Origin of the sequence: Vibrio sp. Vb1337 (assembly GCF_033338715.1) — a bacterium.
GTDB lineage: Bacteria > Pseudomonadota > Gammaproteobacteria > Enterobacterales > Vibrionaceae > Vibrio > Vibrio alginolyticus.
In genome coordinates this window covers 20,304-45,106 of record NZ_JAWOTD010000016.1, presented here as the reverse complement: position 1 = coordinate 45,106, position 24,803 = coordinate 20,304, and the positions used below count along the sequence as shown (strand labels likewise).

The window sequence follows — 24,803 nt, the reverse complement described above, 5'->3', positions numbered from 1 at the left end:
ATGTTGTTACCGATGAGACAAATTTTCCAAGAAATGGCCGCAGAAAAGCTGAGATTGGGTTTGACTATTCTGGCTGTAGCGTGGGCGACCCTCTGTATCGCTGCTATGTTGGCGGTAGGTGAGGGCATTCGTCAGGGCGTATTGAAAACCGCACAAAATGGTAACGGCAACTTGATCTATTTGACCGGAGGGATGGCCACCGTCGACCACGGTGCTTTTCACCAAGGTAAGTTTCTGACGTTAAAAATGGACGATTCAGAGATCGTTCGAGCATTACCCGATGTAAAAAGCGTTGCGCCAACTGCGAAGTGGAAAGAGCGCATCACCGTTGGTGACAGAAGCTCATGGCAAGAGCCGTTAGCGGTCACGAGCGAGTTTCAATCCATGACCAATTTGGTGCCGATGGCGGGGGGACGATGGTTAAACCCACTCGATCAAAAAGAGACGCGCAAAGTCGTTGTACTGGGTTATGAACTGGCAGCCGACTTATTCAACCCGAATGAGGACTTTAGTTGGTTTGCGACAGTCACATTGCAAGTCAACCCTGTGGGGAAAAAGGTAAAAATCGGCAATGAGGAGTTCACTGTTGTGGGCGTATTGGAGAAAAACAGCGCCCAAATAGAACTGGGGGATCTTATCAACTATTCCAGCTTTGTGCCGTTAGCGACGTGGAAGCGATTTCATGTCAACGGTGAAATTGGTGGCATCAATGTGCAGCCACAAGCGGATGTAGACCGAGAAGCCTTAGCAAAGACGATCAGGCAAGTGATTGCCCGTAAACACGGGGCAAGTGTCAGTGATGAACAGGTCGTCCAAGTCGATGATATGTTCCTTAAGCAAAAGAGTATGCAGCAGTTTCTGATAGGTTTGCAGAGTTTCCTTGGCATTATCGGCTTCGTGACGTTAGCTGTTGCTGGTGTTGGCATCGCCAATGTGATGTATGCCACCGTAAAGCGATCTACGCGTGATATCGGTGTGCGCATGGCAGTCGGTGCAACCCCAACGGCTATTCGCATGCACTATTTAGTACAGTCTTTATTGACAATGATGATGGGGGGGGCGTTTGGGTTAGCCGTGACGTACGCGCTGGTGTCTGCCATCAGTTCCATTCCTTTAGAGGGCAATGCTTTTTATGAACAACTGGGTAAACCTGTCCCTGAGTTGTCGTGGGTCGTTGTCGCGATTGTCATCCTCACCTTAGTGATCATTGGTGTGGCATCTGCATGGTTACCTGCAAACCGAGCCGCAAAAGTCAGCCCGTTGGAGGCGCTACAAAGTGAATAACAACAATAACTCTGGAAAGAACATGTCGAACAAGCCGCTTGTTGAGCTGACCAACATCTGTAAATACTACTCAAGCGGGGAGGCGGAAGTTCGCGCGCTAGACGGCGTAGACTTAACCATTAATCAAGGTGAGTTTCTTTCGATTCTTGGCCCGTCTGGCTCGGGTAAATCAACGCTAATGAACATGCTCGGCTGTTTAGATAAGCCCACCGATGGCGAGTACCAACTTGGCGGCCAAAACGTAGCAAGTTTAAGTGCGAATGAGTTGGCTGGCATTCGTAACCAAAAGATCGGGTTTGTCTTCCAAAGCTTTAACTTATTGGAATACGCGACGGCGCTTGATAACGTGGCACTGCCGTTGGTTTACTCTGGCATCAAAGCCAAAGAACGTCGCCAGCGCGCAGCTAAATTGCTAGAGCAAGTCGGGCTAGGGGATCGTTTAGACCATAAACCAAACCAGCTTTCTGGTGGTCAAAAGCAGAGAGTTGCTATCGCCAGAGCCTTGGTCAACGATCCGCAAATCATCTTAGCGGATGAACCAACGGGTGCATTGGATTCAAAATCCGGCGCAGAGATTGAAGCCTTGTTCAATCAACTTCACGCTGAAGGCAGAACATTGATCATCGTGACGCACGATAACGCTCTGGCAGAGCGCACTAAACGCATCATCACCATCAAAGACGGCAAGGTAATTTCGGATAGGGTGCCGGTAAGTAGGGAGAAATGAGCTTTTCTTAATTGAGAACTGAGTTTTAAGGGAAATAGCGATACAGAGGCTATCTCCCTTTACTTTTATTCGCGATGTTCGTTTTGTCTCTCTTTTATCAAGTCATGCTTTTGTTCTTTAAGTAGAGTGATTGCGAGCTTAGTGTCCTCAATCAATTTACTGTTATCGTTGAGATCTTTGCTCTTCAAAGGCAAAACTAGATAATGAATGCTGCCATCTGCATTCTGTACTCCGGTAGCGATGATGACATCACCTTCAGACGCCGTACCAAAATACTCTGATACGACTTTGGTTTCGCTGACACCGTAGCTATCCAAATAGGATGACTCCGTATTGTCAAACAAGATAGGAACCCCTTGCTTAGCTAATGTTCGCAATTGTTTTTGCTTTTGCTCGTCGAATGGATAGTCGGTCGTACTGATGTAACTTACCTGTTCAGCTTCAATAAAATCGTACAGTTCATTGCTCAGTTCATTTAATGGGGCAGATATCCAAGGTGTAGCTGGAATGACGTCGGAAGTATCATCATTGCCACTTTGTGGTGTTGGAGTGGTAACCACCTTTTGAGCAGCATTGCTCTCAGGAGGCGTTACACTTATTGTCGCAGCGTCTTCTGTCTTGATTTGCTCGTCAAGGCTTGCAACAGGTTCGGTCTGGGCATTCTTGTTATTTGAATTAATCAGAAATATGGCGAGTACTGCACCAAGTGCTAGTGCCGATCCAGTCAAGAGTTTTTTGTTACTTGTCATGTGTCATGTCTTACCGTTTATTTCATTAGTAAATACGGCGGCCACTTATTTATTCCGTGGCCGCAGGCTAATAAGTTAGTGGTAGAGATCGTCATTCCAAGAGATAGTTACGGCTCGGCTAGTCTCTGTCCATTGACTGCTATCACGATTTTTCTTCCAGGTATTTTCTGGTGTGGTATACCAGCTACACCAGTCGCGACCAAAGTAGTAATTGGTTTTTCGCCAACCAGCAACCAGCTTGACCTCTGATGTATCTAGGCCATCTTGAATGTCATTTTTTCTATATACGACGCCGACTTGTGGTTTAAAATCTGAACGCATAACGACAGGTAACTCATTGTAATCAATCAAATTACCCATGTCACAACTGGTCCAACGATACAATAACCAGTCTTTAGCTGGCGTATTATGGCGGATAGTCTTGTTTTCAATTAACCAATTAATGCTTTCGTTAGCTTGGTTAAAATCGGCAACCGTTTGAAACTCTGGCTGGTCGTACGTTACACGGTTGCTCCAGGAGATTCCCCCACTAATATTTGGAGAAGTAGAAGCACTGAATCCAAGGTTAAAATCTAGCGACTCACTGACAGATGCCGTTGCAATGGTGTTTTCTGGAGCATGGCTCATGTGGCGTAAAGGGGCGCCATTTAAATAGCTCAGTGCCAGCTTAAAAGCCGTTGGAACGGTGTAACGGTAATCTCCCCCAGTGGCAAAACCATAGATTTGTTCTTTGTTTGGAACATTAGTCATGTCGAAGCCAGAGCCGCCATTTAGGATCAACTTAGCTTCTTTAGCGCCATTTGGTAGTAAAGATTGGTTCCAGACATTTTCTAAAGAATAAATTAAGCGGATTTTTTTCGAGCGTGCATCACCATCATCAAGCTGAAGCAACGTCGAAGTGTAAGATTTTAATGTATCTTCAGCATGTGCTGGTGCTAAAGAACCAAGTAAAGCGAGTGCGATAATACTCGCGGAAAGATGCTGTTTTTCCATTATTGTTTCCTATTAGTCAGCCCATAAAGACTTTTGTTTTAAACTATCTTGATGGGCACTTTATAATTATGGACAGGTTATAAATTCAAGCTCAATAAATGAGCGGTGAAATAGTGCATCTTGTTTTTTATTAAAAAAAGAAAAAGGATAGATTCGTGGGATTAATGTCTCATAGTTTTTAAATTCACCTCTCAACTATAATAAATAAGAATTTGGTTATTAAGTCTTGCCTTTTTAAGTTATTGCTTAATTTTAATTTTCTAATGTTATATTGAGATTTTTTATTGATAAAAGTAAATTTTATAAATGTTAGCCATGTTGTTTTTAGGGTTTTTGTTATACCAAACTAAGTAAAGTATCGTTATGTGGTTATCTCGGGTTTATGGGTTTAATTCAAATTAAAACAGTGGTTTATGTTTTTTTGTTGTTGGTTTTTTAGAACTTAATGTAATAGTTGAGTTCTAAAGTCCGTCAATGAAGTTGTCATGTTCGTGTATGAAGTTATATGTGCTTTACAGCAGGAAATTAAACTTTACGTTTAAGATGGTAAAGATAGAAAAAGAAATAAATAAGATAATTAAATAATCATGTTTCCGAGAATATAAATGTAACGTACTTCTAATTAAACGAATGCTTGAATAAACGATGGAGTGTGAAAAGTACTATTTAAGTTACGCTGTCCTATATTCCAGTTGGTGCCTTGTTTATACAATGCGTTTTCTCGGCTTAAAACTGGTTTACGTACTGCTAATCCCTTATCAGTTTCTTAATTACACATATTGGCAATATGCTCGCCAAGTTACGTGTATTGGTGTCAATGAAAAACAGTATCTACGATAGCTCTCTCAGGGTTGGAACTGCCACTATGAATTTCCTTCATGTTCAATGTGAAACAATACCAATATTACTCAACTCGTGAAGCAAGTATAAAAAAGGACTGCTCTGGTGTTAGGCACTGCGACGGTCGTTTTTTGTACGAACCGTTCGTCGTAAGTGCTGTGCAACCTAACGATTGGGAAAACCAAAAAACAAAAAATGTCCCCATGCACAGAGTTAGGAAAAGTCTGCTTTATCTAAGGAAATAGGATACCAACTCACGATGAATAACGATTTCACATTTGCTATCAAAAGCATTCGCTTTGATGAGAATTACCAACCATCAGACAACACGCGAATCACTACCAACTTTGCTAATCTGGCTCGCGGAAACTACCGCCGAGAGAATCTGCGCAATGCGCTCCGAATGATCGACAATCGTTTTAATGCGTTGGCATATTGGGATAACGCGCAAGGTGACCGCTACTCCGTTGAACTTGAAATCATCTCCGTTGATATGGATATCCAGGGTAGTGGCGAAGCCTTCCCATCGATTGAAGTGCTCAAAACTAACATTGTTGATCACAACACTAACGAGCGCATCGAAGGCATTGTGGGCAATAACTTCTCTTCATACGTTCGTGATTACGACTTTAGCGTTTTGCTGTTGGACCACAACAAAAACCAGCCACAGTTCAGCATCCCAGCGAACTTCGGTGATTTGCATGGTAAACTGTTCAAAGCTTTCGTTAATTCTGAGTCTTATAAACAGCATTTCAAAAAGCTGCCAGTGATTTGTCTGAGTGTATCGGACAACAAGGTATATCGACGCACCGAAAACCAACATCCTGTTTTGGGCTTTGAATATCAGCCGAACGAATCTTCGTTGACGGAGCAATACTTCAAAAAGATGGGCTTACAGGTGCGCTACTTTATGCCGCCAAACAGTGTTGCACCATTGGCATTCTACTTCTTCGGTGACTTGTTGAACGATTATTCAAACCTAGAGCTTATCAGCACGATAAGCACGATGGAGACATTCCAGAAGATTTACCGACCTGAGATTTACAATGCCAACGCGGTTGCCGGTAATTGCTACCAGCCAAACTTAAAAAACCTAGACCACTCGCTAACTCAAATCGTTTACGACCGAGAAGAGCGCAGCCAACTGGCGATTGAACAAGGGAAATTTGCCGAGGAGCATTTCATCAAACCTTATCAATCTGTGCTTGAACAATGGTCTGCAAACTACGCGTAACCGACAACGAGAATCTAGAAAGGAATGACGATGAAAACACTATTACCGACTTCAACGGCTGGCAGCTTGCCGAAACCTTCTTGGCTAGCGGAACCAGAAAAACTTTGGTCACCGTGGAAACTACAAGGTGAAGAACTGATTGATGGCAAACGCGATGCGCTACGTGTCGCTTTGCAAGAACAAGAACTGGCAGGCGTTGATATCGTCAGTGATGGCGAGCAAACTCGCCAACATTTTGTGACGACCTTTATTGAGCATTTAAGCGGCGTAGATTTTGAAAACCGTAAAACGGTGACCATTCGCAACCGTTATGAAGCAAGTGTTCCGACGGTGGTTGGCCCAGTAAGCCGCACAAAGCCCGTGTTTGTTGAAGATGCCAAGTTCTTACGTCAGCAAACTAAGCAACCTATAAAGTGGGCGCTGCCAGGCCCTATGACGATGATCGACACACTATATGATGATCATTACGGTAGCCGTGAAAAGCTGGCTTGGGAATTTGCAAAGATCCTCAACCAAGAAGCGAAAGAGCTTGAAGCGGCAGGTGTCGATATCATTCAGTTTGATGAGCCTGCGTTCAATGTGTTCTTCGATGATGTGAACGAGTGGGGTATTGCATGTTTAGAGCGTGCGATTGAAGGGCTGAAATGTGAAACTGCAGTGCACATCTGCTATGGCTACGGCATCAAAGCGAACACAGATTGGAAGCAAACGCTAGGCACTGAATGGCGACAATACGAAGAAGTATTCCCTAAATTGCAGCAGTCAAATATCGATATTATCTCGCTTGAGTGTCATAACTCACGAGTGCCTATTGAGTTACTTGAGTTGATTCGTGGTAAGAAAGTGATGGTTGGTGCGATTGACGTTGCTACCAACGAAATTGAAACACCAGAAGAAGTGGCGAACACACTGCGAGAGGCGTTGAAGTACGTTGATGCCGACAAGCTTTACCCATGTACCAACTGCGGTATGGCGCCTTTGTCTCGTGAAGTATCGACCGCTAAGCTCAATGCGTTAAGTGCGGGTGCGGAGATCATTCGTAAAGAGTTGGTGGGTTGATATTAATACTTAGGCTCCGCACCATGAACTAAAGTTAGAGTCATTCCAGCGAGTTTAAACGAGGCTAGGAGTCTGATTACAGCTCGCTAGGAAATAGCGATAACTCTCGCACTTCAAAGCACTCGGTGGGTAGATCCTGAATCACGTTCGTCCCTCGCTGTTCAGGATGACGGATGTTGGAAGATATATTGCTCGCTACACACCTAGGTATTAGAGCAGTTTCAAGATAACGTCATTCCAGCGAGTTTAAGTGAGACTAGGAATCGGGTTACTGCTCGCTAGGAAATGACGATAACTTTCGCACTTCAAAGCACTCGGTGGGTAGATCCTGAATCACGTTCGTCCCTCGCTGTTCAGGATGATGGATGTTGGAAGATACATTGCTCGCCATCCACCAGGTATTAGAGCAGCTCCAAGGTAGGGTCATTCCAGCGAGTCTAGACGAGACTAGGAATCGGGTTACAGCTCGCTAGGAAATAGCGATAACTCTCGCACTTCAAAGCACTCGGTGGGTAGATCCTGAATCACGCTCGTCCCTCGCTGTTCTGGATGACGGATGTTGGAAGATACATCGCTCGCCACAACCCTAGGTATTGGATCTGCTCCAAGGCAGGGTCATTCCAGCGAGTCTAGACGAGACTAGGAATCTACTAACAACTCACTGGAAAATGGCGATAACCTTAGAACTTCACAGCACTCGGTGAGCAGATCATGAATCACGCTCGTTCCTCGATGTTCAGGGTGACCGTTTTAAATAAAAATGCCGCTCACAGTAAAGTGAGCGGCATACATTTCCCGTTTCCAGCCTCGGCCAGGTTTAATTCAACTCCACGTTCTTCATCTCAGGATGCTTTAGCAACATCACACGAATCCAGTGATGCACCACCCACATCACCATCGCGGTGAGCAGAACCGCAACGAAAATCGAGCTAAAACGGTACAAGATCGAAAAGAACGCGTCTTTTTGTTCTGGCACCAACGAGGTCGTCAGCGGAACCGATAGGGCAGACATGGCAGAAAACGCGATAGCCGCTTTAATTTGCCCCTTGGTGAGCCACAAGCAGAATGGCCCCATCGCAATGGTAAAGGCGAGCCAAAAGAGTAGCCCATGCCCATACCAACTGCCCAATATCAGCTGAACAGCCATCCCTGCGATGCAGCCTAGTGCGGTGCCGATGATGCGAATTTTTGCCATGGCGAGCGAGCCCGCTAAAGTCATTGGGGTTAGGATGATCAAAATGGAAGCTTGTGCGGATAGCGAGTCATATAAGTCCGCTACTTGGAATACGATAAACGCAGCCATCGCCACTACCCAACCCATAGCAACTTGGCTGATGTAGTCAATATCGCTTTTTACTGGGTTCGACATCTCAAGGTGCTCGGCGGGGGATTTTGGCTCCGGGAACAACCAATACGCGAATGCGCAAACAAAAATATTGCTGAACGCCATCACCCACATGTTGACGTTGAACTCTTCAATATCCATGAAGTTATAGCTGGCAAAATTCAACACAATTGAACCCACCAACAGCCCCATGTAACCAAACAAATAGGTTTTCTGGTTCATCATTGCAATGCACTTGAACAGCATCATAATTCCGACGGCAACGGTCATTAATGTTGGATGAAACTGCAAGTATTCCAGCAAAAATGTGGCTTGTATGGTTGTCCACACCGCAGAGAAAAACACGATCAATAAAGCCGAAATATTAAAGTTGTCCATTCTGCCCAATATAAACAGCGGCATCATGATGGCAAAAAATCCGTAAGACCAACCGAAGATCATGCTTAGCGCGAGCCCTAAAGAGCAGCCGAACCAAATTCGTAAGGTTTTCATTGTCGCCGCCTAGTAAATGAAGTGGAACCAGCTTGCGAGGTGAATCTGTGCTTGCGCCATCCACTGCCAGAAAATGCTGTTGTCTGGGTACAAAACAATGGTAGCGCGAGAGCCGACAAACAGTGCTGGTGGTAACTCTTCGCTGCTGGTTAGGTTCACTCGTGTACGCTGTGCATCACGTACCCAGCGGTTGTTCACTTCCACTTTGGTCAGTGCGCCATTAGGCGTTTGTTGTGCGGCTGCTACACCGTAATCGCGGCTAGCTAAATCAAAGTCGTACACCGAACCTGGGTTGGCATCAAATGTGACCAAGGCGTGGAAAGTCTTGTCTACGTTCGCGACGGACTTTTCACGAAAATCAGCGGCTACCCAGAGTGATCCTGTTGGTACAAACGTCAGCAATGGCATGTTGGTGTTTGCCATCGTGCCAACTTCTAGTTGCAGGTTGGTCACGACACCATCACTGGGAGCGAGTACCGCGGTATTTGCCAAATCAAGTTGCGCCTTTTCGATGCCGTTTTTGGCAATTCGAACGGCGGTGCTTTGACCTTTTTGGTTGCCTAATTGCGCCTCAATGACTTTTAAGTTTTGTCGTTCCGCTTTAAGCGCTGCACGTGATACCTGATTTTGGGCAAAGGCATTATCGAGTGTCGATTGAGAGATGACTTTCTGCTTCGATAGTGTCAGTAAGCGGTTGTACTCGCGGTGTGCATTATCAAATGTCGCTCGTGCGCGGGCAATATTGGCAAGAGCGGCTTCGCGTTGAGAATACAGTGTTGCTTCTTTTTCATAGGCGGATTGCAGAGACAGCTCCGCCTGTTCAAGCGCTATCTTGTATTTACGATCATCAATCGTAAACAACACATCGCCTTTTTGAACGGACTGGTTATTCTCGATGAGAACGTCGGTCACTTTACCAGATACCTCGGGTGCGACTTGGACAACGTATCCTTGCACTCGTCCTTCGGTCGTTAAGGGGGCGTGGCGGTCAGCAATGATAATGTACAAAAATAGTACGATGAACAGGACAATCAAAGTTCGCATCCAGTGTTTGAATTTTTGGTCAGCCGTCATTACAAGCTCCGTTAAACATATTGGATAGCGGATTATAGAGAAGTCACTCACAATTCAGTAGAATGATAATACGAACATAAATGACCTAAAAATAGGACAATGAACGTTAATTTTGATGATATTTACCTATTCACTCAGACGGTGGTTCACGGCGGTATAAGTGCAGCGGCAGAGGCGAATCAACTACAACGCTCAAAAGTGAGTCGTCGTCTGCAAGAATTAGAGAAATCGCTCGGGGTACAGCTTTTGATTCGCACAACACGCAGCATTGAGTTGACGGAGCACGGGAAACGCTTGTTTGAGTTGGTGGGGCAGCCTATTGACTATATTCAGCAAGGTTTAAATGCCATGCATGAATATCAACAAGAACTGACGGGCAAGGTGCGTTTAGCCATTCCTTCCGCATTGATGAGCTCTGCCGCGTTTAACGCGATCATCACCGAGTACACAACGCGGTATCCGGAGATTTCGGTCGAGATTGAAAACCATCAAGAGAGTGTCGATCTCAAGCGTCAATCGTTTGATTTACAGCTTCTTCCGAGCGTGGTCAAAGTCACCGATGACAGCTATGTGCAGTTCAGTCTTTTGCCTTATCGTAGTCACTTTGTTGCGTCAAAAGCCTATCTAGAATCGCATCCGCCAGTAAAAACGGTGGAAGATCTTAAGCAGCATCGCCTTTTAACTAATCGTTACAATGCCGATTTGCTCGATTCAGATCTGCATGTGGCGTTGCGTTCGGATGACCTCAACTTGCTGCGCTCGATGGCGATAGCAGGAAACGGCATCGCGTTTATTCCTCAAATTCATTCCAAGCCTGCACTGAGAGACGGTTTGTTGGTCGAGGTGCTGCCTCAATTCGCGCATCCGAAGCAGCATCTTACTCTGATTTATCCCTCGGCCTTATTTCTGCCCAATAAAGTCAAAGCCTTGATTGAACTAATTCGAGAGAAATTTAAATAGTCAGTTCAAACCACTCTTACCTAAGGGCAAATGTGTGAGCGAAGGTCATCTTTCTAGGTTTTATTGCTCTAACATGAAAGAGTTCTGATACATTAACTTTTGCTCAACTTGTTGAGTATGGTTTGTGGTCGCACAAGATAGGAGATGGAAATGTTATCGAAAGGAAACACGGGCCTGATTGTGGTGGATGTTCAGGGCAAACTCGCTACATTAATGCATGAAAGCGACGCACTGATTGAAAATATCACGAAACTGGTAAAGGGCGCCAAAGCACTAGATTTGCCTATTCTGTGGCTAGAACAGAATCCAGAAAGGTTGGGCCCAACCGCGGAGCCGATTCGTGAAGTGCTTGAAAGCACGCATTTACCTATTACCAAGTACACGTTTGATGGTTGCAAAGAGGCGACGTTTAAGGTCGCGGTGGAGAACGCGAAAGTTGATACCTGGTTGGTTTGCGGTATTGAATCCCACATTTGCGTCTATCAAACCGCGGTTTCTCTGCGCCAGTCCGGTTATCGCGTTGAATTAGTCACGGATTGTGTATCTTCCCGAACCGCTGCCAATAAAGCGCTCGCTCTTGCGAAGTTAACCGCTAACGGTGTGGTGCTCACTGGGTTAGAAATGTGTTTGTATGAAATGGTCGAAGATTGCCGAGCACCTGAATTCAAAGAAATTCTGGCGCTCATCAAATAGTGGAATCACTGTAATCAGCAACAACTTTATTTGAACACGCTATTCAAATTCTCGTTGATATCTTGGCAACATCGACTCGTTGCCAAGTAACCCGCCTTGGTGAATATAAATCACCGTTTTATCTGTGTTCTCTTCCAACCAAGGGGTGAGGCATTGCCACATATACGGGTCGTATAACAGGTCAAATTCGAGGTCGGTTTGCTCAAAGAGTGCTTTCCATGTGATGTAATCTTCTTCGTACAAGCGACCAAAATGGTGTTTGTTGCGCACGGTTAAAATGGTTGGGTGGCTGTTTTCACCGAGCTGGTTGAACTGCTCAGTTAAGTAATCTGCATCGCCTACGCAAGGGCAAGTTAGCACTTCTATGCCGTGTGGGCTTAAATGTTTATGAAGATATAAAGCCGTCGTGCCAGTACCTGATGGCAGGGCGACCGTAAACTGCTCTTTACCTCTCAATCGCGTCCAATCAAGAATTTCTCGTGCTAACTGTTTGATGCCAGCTTCAGCGAGGTGGGAACGTCCACCCTCTGGAATCAGCAATGTCGACTCATCTACTCTTCGTACCTGGTGGATGTATTCACTAGGGTGGAGTTCGCTACCGATGTCTCGCATGGCGGTGATTTTCATACCCAAATCGAGAGCGCCGCGATAGTTTCCGATGGGGGAGCTTTTTAGCCAAGATGGAATGTGATGAACATAAAACTCAAATGCCCAACCTTTAATCTGGGTGAGAGCCGCTAGCGAGTACATGGCATTAGATTGAGCGGAGCCAAAGCTTATTAACGTGGTGATGTCGGGATTTTGCTCTTCCATTAACGTCATAAACTTACGTGCTTTGTTCCCAGAAAAGTGGGAGTGGAGCATGTCGTCACGTTTAAGGAAAAATTTGCGCCCATTAAAGCTATGTTGGGTGATAGGACTTTCTGAGAGTTTCATGTCGATGCTGACGGAATAAACCGTGTCACCTTTGCCATTTATAAAGGGCGCGTAGTGTAACGCCATTAAACCCAGATAAAAAGTCTGGGTTTCAGGACTTCCATTTCGGTTATTCCTGATGTTCTGTTGCGAGGTTAATTACTGCTTCACAACCACCCTCTGGATGTGTACCAATCTTAAATTGCCAGCCATAGCGTTGGCACAAATCATCCACAATCATCAAACCTAATCCGTGCCCATCAGAGTGCGGAATGGTCGAAAAGCCTTCACCTTCATCACGCACCGAGATGGTGTTCTCATCCATGTTGATATGAATTGATCCCGATGGTGTCGCGGCGATGCCGTTGCGAATCAGGTTGCCAAGAATAATGGTCAACACGGCATTGGTCGCGCGCGTTTTAGGGTTGCCGTCGATCTGAACATCAAAGCTGAGTGCTTTCTCATCCGCCTGAGCTTGGCTTTGGAAGATGATTTGGTTGAGTTCTTCTTCGGTGATGCTGCGCACTGGTGAATCATCTGCATTACGCTCGTAACGCACTAAGCCGAGTAGGGCATCCACCATAGTCGACATCTGTTGCGTTGCATCCTGAATTCGGTTCACTTGGCGGGTTTGGAAATCCGTGTTCGCACTTCTCGCCAGTAAGCTGCTTGAGCCTTTCATCACGGTTAACGGAGTACGCAGTTCATGGCTTGCGTATCGTGCAAAGGCTTGCTCACGCTTGATGACTTGGTTGATCTTATGGCGGTACTCATTCAACTCATCCGCGAGGGTTTGGAACTCTTTGGCCGAGCCCTCAGGCACACTAAAGGTCTGCGTGGCATCGCCTTGGTGATGATCGAGTTGGGTTTTAAGCGCATTGACGGGTTCAATTAAGCGCTGCGATAAGCGCAGTAGCAGGCTACCAAACAGGAACACCAATACGGCGACAATGGAGAGCACCATAGCGACGACGAGAATGAATTCCTCTGAGGTGATCTCGATTTCATCAATCAAGGAAACCAGAATCACAGGATGTTCAACGCCTTTGTAGGTGTAAGTACTCATGTAAACCATGCGCGAGTATTCACCATCTTCTACTTCATCAAGAAAGTGCTTTTGACCTATTAGGTATTTTTGGTAGCGCTCGGCAACCAATGAGATGTCGTTGTATGCGGTGGTGAGCAGGTCAAGCTGAATACTGCCTTGCTCTGGGTGGGACTGGAAATGTTCAATCGCTTCTTTTTTGTCGACCATAATACGACGCTCGCCCACGCGGTCTTCAGACCAAAGCAGGGAGCCGGTAATCAACAAAAAGCAGAAGATGCCAATCACGACCGACACAAAAGAGAAAAACAGAGCGAGCCGCCCTGTCATACTTTGTGTGCTTTGCGTGCTAGCAAGTAAGCGATTGATCATGCACCTGTCTCCAAGCGGAAGCCAACTTTCGGTACGGTGATCAGAACATGTTGTTCAAATGGCTTATCAAGTTGGTTACGCAGTTGGTAAATGTGGCTGCGCAGAACGTCGTTGTTCGGCTCGTTCTCTTGCCACAGTTGGAAGGCGATTTCTTCACGTGTTACTACGTCTGGCGCGCTTTTCACAAGCATTTCCAGAATGGTGTAAGTGGTGGGGTTTAGCGCCAGCAGTTTATCTTGGCGGTAAGCTTTACGCGTTTTTTGGTCGATAGAGACTTCGCCGTATTCCAACTTACTCGACGCGACAGTACCACGGTAACGTCGGATCAGCGCCATCATACGCGCTTCTAGAATATCCAAGTCGAAAGGTTTGGTCAGATAGTCATCCGCACCATGTTGGAAGCCTTTGAGCATATCGTCACGGCTATCAAGTGCAGTCAGCATAAGTACCGGTGTGTTGTTGCCCGCATCGCGAAGTTTATTACACATGGTCAGGCCATCCATGCGTGGCAGCATGAGGTCAAGCAAGATGATGTCAAAGGTGTTTTCCATCGCCAGTTTTAGGCCGAGCTCGCCGTTGTCTGCATAATCGAGTTCCATACCTGCACACTCAAAATAATCGAACAGCATGCCTGCGATTTCTCGATTATCTTCGACTAAAAGTACGCGTTTCATGTATTTCTCTCCAAGTGGGCAGGTGCTCGAAAATAAGATTTCGTCTTAACCGACCATTATTCACTAAGGACGTGAAAAAGTGTCAATAACATCTCTTTCACGTTGATGTTTGTAGACTGGATTCATTCATCGGATTTAGTGGAAGAGTAGCATGTCAACCTTCAACATTCACGCTGCAACCTTTTCAAAGGTGAGCCAACACACTGAGCCTAAAACAGTTTTGTCTGTTGTGGTGCCATTCTTTAACGAGCAAGAAGTCTTACCTGAATTTCATCGTCGTTTAGCCGCCGTTTTGGATGAAATGCCAGAACGCTGTGAAATCGTTTATGTGGACGACGGCAGCAAAGACGACAGCCTAATGATCGCGCAAAACTTTTCTCAATCTTCTAGCGACGTTCGTTGTATTGCACTAAGCCGTAACTTCGGCAAAGAGTCCGCCATGAGTGCGGGGCTGGAACACTGCCAAGGTGAAGCGGTGATCGTGATTGATGCTGACTTGCAAGACCCGCCGGAGTTAATCCCGCAAATGGTATCAAAATGGCGTGAAGGGTATGACGTGGTGAACATGCAGCGCAGTGAACGCCACGGCGAAACTTGGTTCAAACGCTTCTCGGCCGCTTGCTTTTACAAAGTGCTTAATAGCATGGCGAAATTGGATGTGCCGGAGAATGTGGGCGATTTCCGTCTACTGAGCGCAAAAGTGGTCAAACACATCAATGCGCTTCCAGAGCGTAACCGATACATGAAAGGCATTTTTTCTTGGCCGGGTTTCAAGCAAGTGACGGTTCAGTTTGAGCGTGACGCTCGTTTCTGTGGTGAAACCAAATGGAACTACCTCAAGCTGATTGGCCTTGCAATGGACGGCATTACCTCGTTTTCCATTCGTCCTTTGCGCTTAGCGACACTTGCTGGTGCGCTAGTGGCGTTCAGTGCCTTTATCTATGGCGCATTCATTGTGATGAAAACCGTTGTGTTTGGTGAGCCTGTCACTGGCTACCCATCCATGATGGTCGTCCAACTTGCATTGGGCGGTGTGCAACTGCTGTCGATTGGCCTTTTGGGCGAATACATTGGCCGCATTTTTGTCGAGACCAAGCAACGTCCTCTTTATCTTGTTCAGTCTGTTTACGAGCAGCCTGCAAAACATCAATCCATCCAAACCATGAAGTTTAAATTGGGAGAAACCGCGTAATCATGAGTATTAATAAAACCCATCTGTGGTTGTTGTTGGCGTTTGCTCTTTTACTCCGTCTTATTTCACTTGCCGCTTACCCTTTGATGGACACCACAGAAGCCCGCTACGGCGAAATGGCGCGCTTAATGGTGGAAACCGGCAATTGGCTTACCCCACAGTTTGATTACGGCGTGCCTTTTTGGGGGAAGCCACCCCTGTTCACGTGGATGAGTGCTTACGGCATTGAGCTGTTTGGATTGAATGAATTTGCAGTGCGTGCGCCTCATTGGCTAGCGGGTGTTGCGACGATTGTTTTTGTTGCTTTCATGGCGCATCGCGCTGGCTTTAATGCAGTCATCGCAGCGTTGGTACTGGCGACCTGTGGCATCTTTTCAATTGCGGCGGGTGCGGTGATGACAGACATGGCACTGACGTTGGCAATGACGATGGCGATGGTTGGTTTTTACTATTGCTGGCTCGGCAAAGACAAACACAGCCGTTTGTGGGGTTACCTCGGTTTCTTTGGCTTGGCTTGCGGGCTGTTAGCAAAAGGTCCAGTGGCGATCGTGATCATGGGTATCGCAGTTTTTCCTTGGCTCGTGATTCAGCATGGTTTTTTTGGTGCCTTCAAAGCCTTGTGGCAGCGTTTTCCAATTGTATCGGGGTTGGCGCTCATGCTAGCGATTGCTCTACCGTGGTACATCATGGCTGAAATGGCGACGCCTGGATTTATTGATTACTTCATTGTTGGCGAGCACTTTAAGCGTTTTGTTGTCAGCGGTTGGGAAGGGGACCTGTATGGCTCTGCTCATGATCAACCACGTGGGATGATCTGGGTATTCTGGCTACAATCGGCTGCGCCTTGGTCAATCGTATTGCCTATCTTGGCGTGGAAACGTCGTAAAGTACTCAAAGCCATTGAAACTGATCATCAAGGCCTATTTAGCTTCCTGATGTGTTGGCTGATTTCCCCAATGATCTTGTTCACCATGGCTGGGAATATCTTGCCTGCTTACGTGCTACCGGGTGTGCCTGCATTGGGTATCTTGATTGCGATGCTGGTGGATAAACACGATTTCAAATGGTTGACCGGAACGGCAGCGGTGTTGCCAGCCCTGCTTATGATTGCGATGTTGGTTTTGAATATGGGCAAAGCGGATAGCCGCAGCGACCGCATAATCTTCGTGCAAATTGATGACAACGCTCCGGTCTTTTATATTGGTAAGCGTCCGTTCTCAGGTCAGTTCTATAGTCATGGTCAGGCGAAAAAGCTTGAAGACAAGAATGACTTAAACAATCTGAAGAAATTCCACCTGATTGGTAAATCGCAGCAAGTGGATAGCATGATTCATGAAAATGCGTTGAGTTGTACCAACGAGTTCACAGCAAAATCGAAACGCTCACTCTACACCTGTGTGGTTGGATAGCGGAATGGGCAAATTACCAAAATTTGCTTCGCTGGAAAGGTTTGCTTCGTTAACAAGGTTTGCTCTAGTAGGTGGTGTCGGCTTTATGGTCGACACCCTTATCTTTTCTGTGTTGTTCCATTGGTTTGGTCTGGAGCTGATGCTGGCTCGTGGGATTGCATTTTTGTTTGCGGCAACCACGACTTGGCTTGGCAATCGCTGGCTGACTTTCTCTCAAGCAGAAAAAACCAACCCTTTCGCTCAATGGCAAAAATTTATGGCGAGTGCTTGTATCAGTGCTTTGCCGAACTTTATTGTGTTCAAAGGCGTAACGCTCGCGCTAGGAACGCAAGGGTTGATGGTCTATTTGGCTTTGATCTTAGGTATATTGGCAGGCATGGTGAGTAACTATTTACTCAGTGCAAAATGGGTGTTTAGTTGAGGATAGAAAGGTTCGGGCTTACTATCCTATCCTCGAGTTAAAAATTCGTTATCTGAACCAATTTTTCTTTTTGTACATCAGAGTAAACCTAAAGCTTTTCATGGGGGGATGTAAAAAGGTAAACAAGCCAAGGTTTATACCTTGGCTGCCGTTAGTTCAGATTTTGATTGTTCGATTTCAGACTCGGTTTGCCACTTGCCGTTATATAGGTACTCTCGCTCTGGGAGCGGGGCATTTGACGCCCTTAAATCAAATACCTCATCGGTTTGATATTCTTTATAACAAACTGGCGTACCAAACATTCTAGCCTCTGGCTTAGCTTCAAATAGCTTTTTGTGGTCGGCGACTTCTGTACAGTCAAGCTTATATTCCGTGGCTAGCTGATTGACCATAGACTCTAAGTCAGACACGGTTTTGAAAAATACGTAATAGTGGAATCGGTTGTGTAAGCGTGAAATCTTAGTATGTTCTATATTAATATATTCGCATGTGTCATGCTTAAAAAAGAACTTAATTACTTTTCTTTTCTTATTGTAATCAGCAAAGAGCCAGTCTTCACGTTCTCCGATTCTTACTTCTGTTGGTTCATCAGGCTTGCGTTTAAGCATACCAAATGAAACCAATATAAAGCCACCGGCTCCGACAAGAACCATCGGTCCAGCAACTCCAACCATCACGACACAAACTATTGCTCCAATCCAGCCCATGACTTGAGCCGCGGAGTTTACCCAATTCGGTAAATTACGTCGTTTTTTTATGACTAACCCGCGATCGGAGAAGGTGTAATCATACCGATTGTCCAAACCAAATGTCAGATAAGACACACCAGACATGATTATCGTCAGCCCCGATAAAATGTAAGTTAAGATCATTTCACTACTATCATGTAGGAAATAGGTAAGGAAAAATAATGGACTGACAGCAGCTATAGCAATTGATAGGTATAAGTATCGAAAAGGCTCTTCAATATCGTGCTTATGCCAGACTGTCAGATTCATCCCGTTAAGAATTTTTTGCTCCTGCTCTTCTTGGTATGCTGAAAATTCTTCTGGGGTAATATAGAAAGGTAAATAAGCCAAAGGTTACTCCTGTAAGCTAAGTTCACTATTAATCGAAGATAATGAACTTCTGATCGTTGCTTGTTTGGTATTGTCTGAAATTGCTGTATAAGTTGCACGCTGTTTTGCATTATTTTGGAACCAGTACTTACGGTTAAATTCGCTCTTCTCATCAAGAATGTATTCTATCTCAAATGCTAAATATTTAGCCGAGTCTTTCATTGGTAAAGTCAATTTATAGACACTTTGAGAATCTGAGGAATCTGTTGAACTATCCAACGTTTCTAGATCTACTCCAGTGTGCCAAGCTCCCGACCCCAGTCCTCCCTCTGTTACAGAAGTATTTGTCCGAAGTTTTATTCCATCTCTTGCTGTATTGGTGGGAACTTGGATATGTAGCTCAATACCAAACAATTCTTGTTTTGCTGCCGGATACTGTGTTGTTGAATTCGGAACGGTACGCATCAATGGTATTTGGCAGATCAAAGGTTTATCCATTATGGTTTTTAACTCAAAAAGAGCCTCTTGCACTAAAGAAGAATTATGCTTTTCTCTCTCTACCAAGCTTGAGGATTGACTCCACAGGGCTTTATCTGGGTGATAGCCCCAAGGAAGTTTATCTAACCACTTTTGATAATCATCTTGTTTAAGTTTACTCATTATATGATTACTAAGAAGGTAAACTGCAGTAAGGCCCATAATGACAAACATGATCGGACCTCCAAACAGAATATTTGCAGACCAAATCCCAGTTAATCCACCGATAGCTTGAAACCCACCTACAATTGTCAATCCAACTAAAGATGCAAAGTTGAAGTATTCGACAACTCTTGCGCTCCCATGTAAACCGTCTATGTTCTTCCATGAACGATAGGCCTCTATACCCGAAGCAAGAGCTCCAATAACTCCGGTCACAGCTAGCCATTTATTGAATACCTTTAAGTCATCAAGGATCAAGTTATCAAAACCACGGGCATTATTATTTACTAACTCTTTTAATGCTTTATATGAATGTGACCTTAACCTAGGTTCACCCTTCACTTTCTCCCATAACTTACCTGTACGAACACCTGTCCAAGCGTTGACTGTGTAAAATAACTTTTGCTGGATATCCAAAAATTCATCTGAGGACATTAACCCCGTGTCTTGAATACTGCTCATGGCATCACCAAGCGCGATGCAGTTAAATATTAATGCCAGAAAGCCTAGACCACCGGCATTCTCGAACAGTTTATTCAAATCATTGAGCTTATTCATCACGATCCGCGTTCTAAGCTCGATGGTTCTTTGAGGTAGATCATCAGGTAACTCAATGTACTGCGGGTACTCCAATGTAGCTACAGCGAGAGCCTTCTTAATAGTCTTTTTATTTTTTAAAGCTGTTGTGTATTTAGAGTCAGCTTTGCGGTTATTTTTCTGGAAGTCAGCAATGATTGCATCGTTTTTTTCGAGCTTAATCAGATAATCATTTACGCGTGTTTTCCATTTTTTAAAATCGTGAGCGTAACCTTCTTTTATTGTTACGGGCATATTGTGTGCCATATGTTCTGCAATAACGGCAAATAAATAATAGCTATGACGGTTCAGAGGTTTAGCGAAAACAGGCATCAGCGAAATTGATACTTGTGAGGTCATGCTAACACCAAACTCTACAACGCCTTTTGCAAGCGCACCTATTGCAGATTTAAAAATAATATCCAGCTCTTGGAAACCTTTGGCGATATCTTTGAGAAAGGCTGTTTCCGCAGTGTTTGGGTTGGAAACAAAGTCCATGATCTTAGAGTACATATTCACGCGGTTGCTTGTATCAGATATCTGGTCCATCAACTGATTATCAGGTTCAGGATTGTCTGAGACGATCGACTGTTCATCAAGCGCCTCTGTAATATTCTTCTCCATCACTTTAAATAAACTACGACTAAACCCTGAGGCATAGAGAGCAAGTAAACTGGTTGGTTTTTCCCATTGGCTTTCAGCCCACTGTCGGTCTTCTTCTTGCATCACCAGAGTAAATGACTCAACGGCTTGCTTGTGCAGTTGATACAAGCTGTACTGCGTGTCTTCGCTGTATAGGTCGAAGGTTCTCTCAAGATGATGAGGTGTCAAAGATTCCATTACAGCAATAAAGTCGCGTTTGACCGAAACCACTTGGGCTAGCATGGTTTCTTTTTGTTCTGACAGCTCTTGCATCTCGCTCAGCATTTGCTTCCAGTTGAGCTGCTGACGCCAGCGTTCAGTCGCTATCCATTGTTCGTATTTACCAAAACGGCTCGCAGAAATTCGATATTTGTCCTGTATCGCTTTAGCAATGTCACTTTGGGTATGTTGGTGTGATTCAATCGCTCCAGCGGAAAATTTAGCAGGATAGCCGGACTGAACTGAGCTTTTGTTCTGCTCTGCCAAATCAAGTTGGTGAGAGGAGTCATAATAGTCAGCCATGTCGGTATAAAACGACAGCTCTTCGCCGTTACGCTTAACGCTAGCTGGCATGTCTATCTCGTCACTTGCACCAAACATACACAGTTGCATGGCGGTCTGCATCAAGTTCCACTGGTTTGAAAACTGGTCAGTGAAAAGGCGGTAAGGGCTTGCGGCACCAACAAAATGCAGTGACATATCTTGAATGTCTGCGGCGTAATCTTTTATCGCGACGAAGTAGCCTGATTCTTCTTCTGGAATCGCAGAGGTTAAATCGCTTTCGACTGCGACAGGTTTAAAGACAGAACCATCTTCATCTGCTTTGGTGGCGATGCCAGAATCCGCAAAGCGACCATCATCGACGGCAGAAGATTCAATATCAGCGACTTGGGTTAACTTATCTATTGGTGCAATGTTGTGCTGATTCTCGTTTGAGGACAGAACAATGGTTTGCATGCGATCGATATGATTACTCGGATTGTTAAGTACGCGCATGAACGTGTGCCATGTCCAGCGGTGCTCAGAGAAGCAAATCGATAGTACGCTTCCGTTGACGTAAGTAAGGAAGGCCTTTGCATCTTGTGGTGTCCCACGCTGCTCTGATTTTGGGCTTTCTGATTCTCCCAACTTATAGAGCGTGAATTGCGTTCCTTTGATTTCGTATTCGTCTAAGCTTTTGTTGATTGCATCATAGACATACAGCCAACCGTCGCGCAGTTGACGCAGGGTGTAACCAACGGTATTGAGTTTGGCTGGGCCTTGGCCTTTCCATTCTTCAGGCAAACCAAAAGGTTGTGTCTCTTCTGTTTCTAGCTGATCGATGGCATAGCGGATTGGGATAAAGTGCGCAGGTGATGCTTCCGTTGCTTCCTTCTCAGTTTTTAAATTGAGAGGCTCTGGTTCAGACGGCGGTGGCGGATCGATTTTTTTTGTTTCTCCCTCCCAAAACATACTGCGCTCTGGGGGTGAGCCAGCAAGATCATCGGATTCCGTGGTTGGAACGATATTCAGCGATTTCAGTGTACCATCGCTTTCAAATGCCTGAACGGCCTCCTCATAGGTATAGCTGTTGTCATACCAGAACATAGAAGTTTTTGGGGGAAGTGGATTATTCATCGTTAGCCCATGTTTAAGAGTTTTATTCTATTACGCAAATATCGCACCAAAATAAAGCAATTAAAAATCAATGAGTTAGATTTTTATGGTTTTGCGTCAATCAAATAATTGTTTGTTTTTCCAATAAGTTGGTTGGTGTTTACCATTTTTTGTATTGATTGAATCAAAGTTTTAGTTGTGAGTGATGCCTCAATGAGCCGACAAAACAAAAGGGCTCCAGAGTTACCTCTGGAGCCCTTTCTAGTATTTAAGTGCTAAAGAGTTAGCGACGCTTTGGTTTACGTTGACCAGCTGGTTTGCTTTGTCCTTGTGGGCGACCTTGGCCTTGCGGCTTGCTACCTGCCGGGCGGTTTGCACCGTTGCCGCTAGGACGTTGGCCGTTGCTTGCAGGGCGTTGACCACCTGTAGCTTTACCCGAACCGTTACGGTTGCCAGATGGTTTACCATCTTTTGAACCGCCTTCAGAACGTTTGTTCAAATGACCACCGAAGCCTGGTTGGTTTTTGGTATGTTTGGTTGCAAAGCGGTTTGCCCCGTGACGACCAGATTTACGACGTTGCGCAGGTGTTTGTGCTTCAATGTCTTCCGCAGGAACGAGACAGCCTTGTTTGTCACCGATCAAATGTTTTTTACCCATACTGACTAGGGCTTCACGGATCATTGGCCAGTTTGCTGGATCGTGATAACGCAACAGCGCTTTATGCAGGCGACGTTGACGTTCACCTTTTGCTACAGGTACATCTTCACGTTTTTTGTACTTCACGCGTTTCAGAGGGTTTGTCTCTGAGTAGTACATCGACGTTGCGTTACACATTGGCGAAGGGTAGAAGTTTTGTACTTGGTCACATTCGAAGTTGTTCTTTTTCAGCCACAGAGCAAGGTTCAGCATGTCTTCGTCTTCTGTGCCTGGGTGCGCAGAGATAAAATAAGGGATTAAGTACTGCTTCTTGCCTGCTTCTGCACTGTATTTCTCGAACATCTCTTTAAAGCGATCGTACGTACCCATGCCTGGCTTCATCATCAGATCAAGAGGACCTTTCTCTGTATGTTCCGGTGCAATCTTCAAGTAACCGCCTACGTGGTGAGTCACGAGCTCTTTCACGTATTCTGGTGATTCAATCGCAAGGTCGTAACGTACGCCAGATGCAACCATCACTTTCTTCACGCCTTCAACTTTACGCGCTTCACGGTATAAATCGATCGTGTGTTTGTGGTCTGTGTTTAGCTTGTTACAGATGCCCGGGAATACACAAGAAGGACGACGACAGTTCGCTTCCGCTTTTGGATCTTTACAGCCCAGGCGGTACATGTTTGCAGTCGGGCCACCAAGATCGGAAATTGTGCCGGTAAAGCCTGGAACTTTGTCGCGAATTTCTTCAATCTCGTTGATGATAGACTCTTTCGAACGGTTTTGAATGATTCGACCTTCATGCTCGGTAATCGAACAGAAAGAGCAGCCACCAAAGCAACCACGCATGATGTTTACAGACGTCTTGATCATGTCGTACGCAGGAATTTTTGCTTTGCCGTACATAGGGTGAGGGACACGCGCGTAAGGCAGGCCAAACACAAAGTCCATCTCTTCGGTCGTCAATGGAATTGGAGCTTGGTTTACCCAAAGTTCACGATCACCATGGCTTTGAAGTAACGCTCGACCAGAGTACGGGTTCGTTTCTAAATGCAATACACGGCTTGCATGTGCATAAAGAATGCGATCGTTTCTTAGCTTTTCAAACGAAGGTAAACGGACCGCAGTCGTCGCAGCATCGTGGCGTGATGGGCGAATCGTGATTGGTTGTGCAACTGGCTCGTCTTTTTTAGTTTCACACTGAGTTTCTACTTCGTATGGGTTCTTTGGTACGAACGCTTCTTTACGAGGTTTTTCAATGCGAGAAGAATCAATAACCGTGTAGCCTTCTGGCGCCGCTGGCAAGTTCACAGCAGTACCACGAATATTGGTCATGGTGCTGATGTCTTCGCCGTTTGCGATGCGATGTGCTACTTCGACAAGTGCGCGTTCTGCGTTACCAAAAAGTAGGATGTCTGCTTTTGCATCAAACAGTACTGAACGACGAACTTTATCTGACCAGTAATCGTAGTGTGCCACACGGCGTAGGCTGGCTTCGATACCACCTAAAACAATAGGTACTTCTTTGTAAGCCTCACGACAACGCTGAGAGTAAACCAAAGTCGCGCGGTCTGGGCGTTTACCACCTTCGTTATTCGGTGTGTACGCGTCATCGTGACGAAGTTTTTTATCCGCGGTGTAACGGTTGATCATGGAGTCCATGTTACCCGCAGTGATCCCGAAGAACAGATTTGGCTTACCAAGTTGCATGAACGCATCTTTATTTTGCCATTCTGGTTGAGCAATGATACCGACACGGAAACCTTGTGCTTCTAGCAGGCGGCCAATGATAGCCATACCAAAGCTTGGGTGATCCACATAAGCGTCACCGGTTACAATGATAATGTCACAGCTATCCCATCCTAGGGCATCCATTTCTTTGCGACTGGTCGGCAAGAAAGGTGCCGTACCAAAACACTCTGCCCAGTATTTTTTGTACTCATGAATAGGAGTGATGTTATTGGTCATATTTTGCTCTCTGTTCCAGGGAGCGCGAATTATAGCGATTTGATTATCAGGTATCTATAACAAACTCATCTATTCAAGCTTAGTTCATCGAGTTTTATTTGGTTTGTAAAAATATCAATGCTCTATCGGCGATTTTC

19 protein-coding genes are annotated in these 24,803 nt (G+C 45.4%); 9 read left to right on the top strand and 10 right to left on the bottom strand.

Features of this window, described 5'->3' with window-relative positions; genetic code table 11:
* A complete protein-coding gene (locus tag R7E42_RS17250) occupies window positions 1–1,284 on the top strand; it encodes an ABC transporter permease (protein ID WP_239932585.1) in 1,284 nt (427 codons plus the stop codon).
* 22 nt (window positions 1,285–1,306) lie between these two features.
* The gene (locus tag R7E42_RS17245; protein WP_130545155.1) at window positions 1,307–2,011 is read left to right on the top strand and encodes an ABC transporter ATP-binding protein; all 705 of its coding nucleotides are present in this window, start codon (window positions 1,307–1,309) and stop codon (window positions 2,009–2,011) included.
* 65 nt (window positions 2,012–2,076) lie between these two features.
* Here R7E42_RS17245 and R7E42_RS17240 read toward each other — a convergent pair whose 3' ends face one another.
* Window positions 2,077–2,760 carry a topoisomerase I gene (locus R7E42_RS17240; RefSeq protein ID WP_130545126.1) on the bottom strand — a complete coding sequence of 228 codons (684 nt, stop codon included), beginning with the start codon at window positions 2,758–2,760 and terminating at the stop codon, window positions 2,077–2,079.
* A 75-nt stretch (window positions 2,761–2,835) separates the two neighbouring features.
* Window positions 2,836–3,753 carry a leukocidin family pore-forming toxin gene (locus R7E42_RS17235; protein WP_005376731.1) on the bottom strand — a complete coding sequence of 306 codons (918 nt, stop codon included), beginning with the start codon at window positions 3,751–3,753 and terminating at the stop codon, window positions 2,836–2,838.
* 1,099 nt (window positions 3,754–4,852) lie between these two features.
* Here R7E42_RS17235 and R7E42_RS17230 point away from each other — a divergent pair.
* Window positions 4,853–5,827 (top strand): DUF1852 domain-containing protein, encoded by a 975-nt coding sequence (locus R7E42_RS17230; RefSeq protein WP_017636059.1) that lies wholly within the window; start codon window positions 4,853–4,855, stop codon window positions 5,825–5,827.
* 30 nt (window positions 5,828–5,857) lie between these two features.
* A complete protein-coding gene (locus R7E42_RS17225) occupies window positions 5,858–6,886 on the top strand; it encodes a methionine synthase (protein WP_031780992.1) in 1,029 nt (342 codons plus the stop codon).
* 817 nt (window positions 6,887–7,703) lie between these two features.
* On the opposite strand, the gene R7E42_RS17220 is transcribed toward R7E42_RS17225, so the two are convergent.
* Window positions 7,704–8,723, bottom strand: coding sequence for a DUF2955 domain-containing protein (locus R7E42_RS17220; protein WP_318072869.1), 1,020 nt, complete (start codon window positions 8,721–8,723; stop codon window positions 7,704–7,706).
* A gap of 9 nt (window positions 8,724–8,732) precedes the next feature.
* Window positions 8,733–9,797: an HlyD family secretion protein gene (locus R7E42_RS17215; RefSeq protein WP_318072868.1), complete on the bottom strand. Its 1,065-nt coding sequence runs from the start codon at window positions 9,795–9,797 to the stop codon at window positions 8,733–8,735.
* A 99-nt stretch (window positions 9,798–9,896) separates the two neighbouring features.
* Between R7E42_RS17215 and R7E42_RS17210 the strand changes: the two genes are divergently transcribed.
* On the top strand, window positions 9,897–10,757 hold the full coding sequence (locus R7E42_RS17210) for a LysR family transcriptional regulator (protein ID WP_318072867.1): 861 nt from the start codon (window positions 9,897–9,899) through the stop codon (window positions 10,755–10,757).
* Between the two features lie 150 nt (window positions 10,758–10,907).
* Window positions 10,908–11,450 carry a hydrolase gene (locus tag R7E42_RS17205; protein ID WP_005457944.1) on the top strand — a complete coding sequence of 181 codons (543 nt, stop codon included), beginning with the start codon at window positions 10,908–10,910 and terminating at the stop codon, window positions 11,448–11,450.
* Between the two features lie 39 nt (window positions 11,451–11,489).
* On the opposite strand, the gene R7E42_RS17200 is transcribed toward R7E42_RS17205, so the two are convergent.
* From R7E42_RS17200 to R7E42_RS17190, 3 genes are all read right to left on the bottom strand, one after another.
* A complete protein-coding gene (locus R7E42_RS17200; protein ID WP_318072882.1) occupies window positions 11,490–12,386 on the bottom strand; it encodes a 1-aminocyclopropane-1-carboxylate deaminase/D-cysteine desulfhydrase in 897 nt (298 codons plus the stop codon).
* 109 nt (window positions 12,387–12,495) lie between these two features.
* Window positions 12,496–13,782 carry a HAMP domain-containing sensor histidine kinase gene (locus R7E42_RS17195; protein WP_318072866.1) on the bottom strand — a complete coding sequence of 429 codons (1,287 nt, stop codon included), beginning with the start codon at window positions 13,780–13,782 and terminating at the stop codon, window positions 12,496–12,498.
* The gene (locus R7E42_RS17190; RefSeq protein ID WP_005389368.1) at window positions 13,779–14,456 is read right to left on the bottom strand and encodes a response regulator transcription factor; all 678 of its coding nucleotides are present in this window, start codon (window positions 14,454–14,456) and stop codon (window positions 13,779–13,781) included. Before R7E42_RS17190 ends, R7E42_RS17195 begins: the two co-directional genes overlap by 4 nt.
* A gap of 151 nt (window positions 14,457–14,607) precedes the next feature.
* Between R7E42_RS17190 and R7E42_RS17185 the strand changes: the two genes are divergently transcribed.
* The 3 genes from R7E42_RS17185 to R7E42_RS17175 are packed head-to-tail and all read left to right on the top strand — an operon-like array spanning window position 14,608 to window position 17,478.
* Window positions 14,608–15,648 carry a glycosyltransferase family 2 protein gene (locus tag R7E42_RS17185; protein ID WP_020197904.1) on the top strand — a complete coding sequence of 347 codons (1,041 nt, stop codon included), beginning with the start codon at window positions 14,608–14,610 and terminating at the stop codon, window positions 15,646–15,648.
* 2 nt (window positions 15,649–15,650) lie between these two features.
* Window positions 15,651–17,057: a glycosyltransferase family 39 protein gene (locus R7E42_RS17180; protein WP_318072865.1), complete on the top strand. Its 1,407-nt coding sequence runs from the start codon at window positions 15,651–15,653 to the stop codon at window positions 17,055–17,057.
* 4 nt (window positions 17,058–17,061) lie between these two features.
* Window positions 17,062–17,478, top strand: coding sequence for a GtrA family protein (locus R7E42_RS17175; RefSeq protein ID WP_318070826.1), 417 nt, complete (start codon window positions 17,062–17,064; stop codon window positions 17,476–17,478).
* A gap of 134 nt (window positions 17,479–17,612) precedes the next feature.
* On the opposite strand, the gene R7E42_RS17170 is transcribed toward R7E42_RS17175, so the two are convergent.
* The 3 genes from R7E42_RS17170 to R7E42_RS17160 all read right to left on the bottom strand — a co-directional run bounded on the left by R7E42_RS17170 (window position 17,613) and on the right by R7E42_RS17160 (window position 24,666).
* Window positions 17,613–18,557: a hypothetical protein gene (locus R7E42_RS17170; protein ID WP_318070828.1), complete on the bottom strand. Its 945-nt coding sequence runs from the start codon at window positions 18,555–18,557 to the stop codon at window positions 17,613–17,615.
* A 3-nt stretch (window positions 18,558–18,560) separates the two neighbouring features.
* Window positions 18,561–22,070, bottom strand: a complete 3,510-nt coding sequence (locus R7E42_RS17165) for a T6SS effector BTH_I2691 family protein (RefSeq protein ID WP_318072864.1) — start codon at window positions 22,068–22,070, stop codon at window positions 18,561–18,563.
* A 262-nt stretch (window positions 22,071–22,332) separates the two neighbouring features.
* On the bottom strand, window positions 22,333–24,666 hold the full coding sequence (locus tag R7E42_RS17160) for a YgiQ family radical SAM protein (RefSeq protein ID WP_064354146.1): 2,334 nt from the start codon (window positions 24,664–24,666) through the stop codon (window positions 22,333–22,335).
* Window positions 24,667–24,803: the final 137 nt, after the last annotated feature.

Coding starts and splice junctions, on each gene's coding strand:
- R7E42_RS17250 (WP_239932585.1), top strand. CDS start 1: ATGTTGTTACCGATGAGACAAATTTTCCAAGAAATGGCCGCAGAAAAG.
- R7E42_RS17245 (WP_130545155.1), top strand. CDS start 1,307: ATGTCGAACAAGCCGCTTGTTGAGCTGACCAACATCTGTAAATACTAC.
- R7E42_RS17240 (WP_130545126.1), bottom strand. CDS start 2,760: ATGACAAGTAACAAAAAACTCTTGACTGGATCGGCACTAGCACTTGGT.
- R7E42_RS17235 (WP_005376731.1), bottom strand. CDS start 3,753: ATGGAAAAACAGCATCTTTCCGCGAGTATTATCGCACTCGCTTTACTT.
- R7E42_RS17230 (WP_017636059.1), top strand. CDS start 4,853: ATGAATAACGATTTCACATTTGCTATCAAAAGCATTCGCTTTGATGAG.
- R7E42_RS17225 (WP_031780992.1), top strand. CDS start 5,858: ATGAAAACACTATTACCGACTTCAACGGCTGGCAGCTTGCCGAAACCT.
- R7E42_RS17220 (WP_318072869.1), bottom strand. CDS start 8,723: ATGAAAACCTTACGAATTTGGTTCGGCTGCTCTTTAGGGCTCGCGCTA.
- R7E42_RS17215 (WP_318072868.1), bottom strand. CDS start 9,797: ATGACGGCTGACCAAAAATTCAAACACTGGATGCGAACTTTGATTGTC.
- R7E42_RS17210 (WP_318072867.1), top strand. CDS start 9,897: ATGAACGTTAATTTTGATGATATTTACCTATTCACTCAGACGGTGGTT.
- R7E42_RS17205 (WP_005457944.1), top strand. CDS start 10,908: ATGTTATCGAAAGGAAACACGGGCCTGATTGTGGTGGATGTTCAGGGC.
- R7E42_RS17200 (WP_318072882.1), bottom strand. CDS start 12,386: ATGAAACTCTCAGAAAGTCCTATCACCCAACATAGCTTTAATGGGCGC.
- R7E42_RS17195 (WP_318072866.1), bottom strand. CDS start 13,782: ATGATCAATCGCTTACTTGCTAGCACGCAAAGCACACAAAGTATGACA.
- R7E42_RS17190 (WP_005389368.1), bottom strand. CDS start 14,456: ATGAAACGCGTACTTTTAGTCGAAGATAATCGAGAAATCGCAGGCATG.
- R7E42_RS17185 (WP_020197904.1), top strand. CDS start 14,608: ATGTCAACCTTCAACATTCACGCTGCAACCTTTTCAAAGGTGAGCCAA.
- R7E42_RS17180 (WP_318072865.1), top strand. CDS start 15,651: ATGAGTATTAATAAAACCCATCTGTGGTTGTTGTTGGCGTTTGCTCTT.
- R7E42_RS17175 (WP_318070826.1), top strand. CDS start 17,062: ATGGGCAAATTACCAAAATTTGCTTCGCTGGAAAGGTTTGCTTCGTTA.
- R7E42_RS17165 (WP_318072864.1), bottom strand. CDS start 22,070: ATGAATAATCCACTTCCCCCAAAAACTTCTATGTTCTGGTATGACAAC.
- R7E42_RS17160 (WP_064354146.1), bottom strand. CDS start 24,666: ATGACCAATAACATCACTCCTATTCATGAGTACAAAAAATACTGGGCA.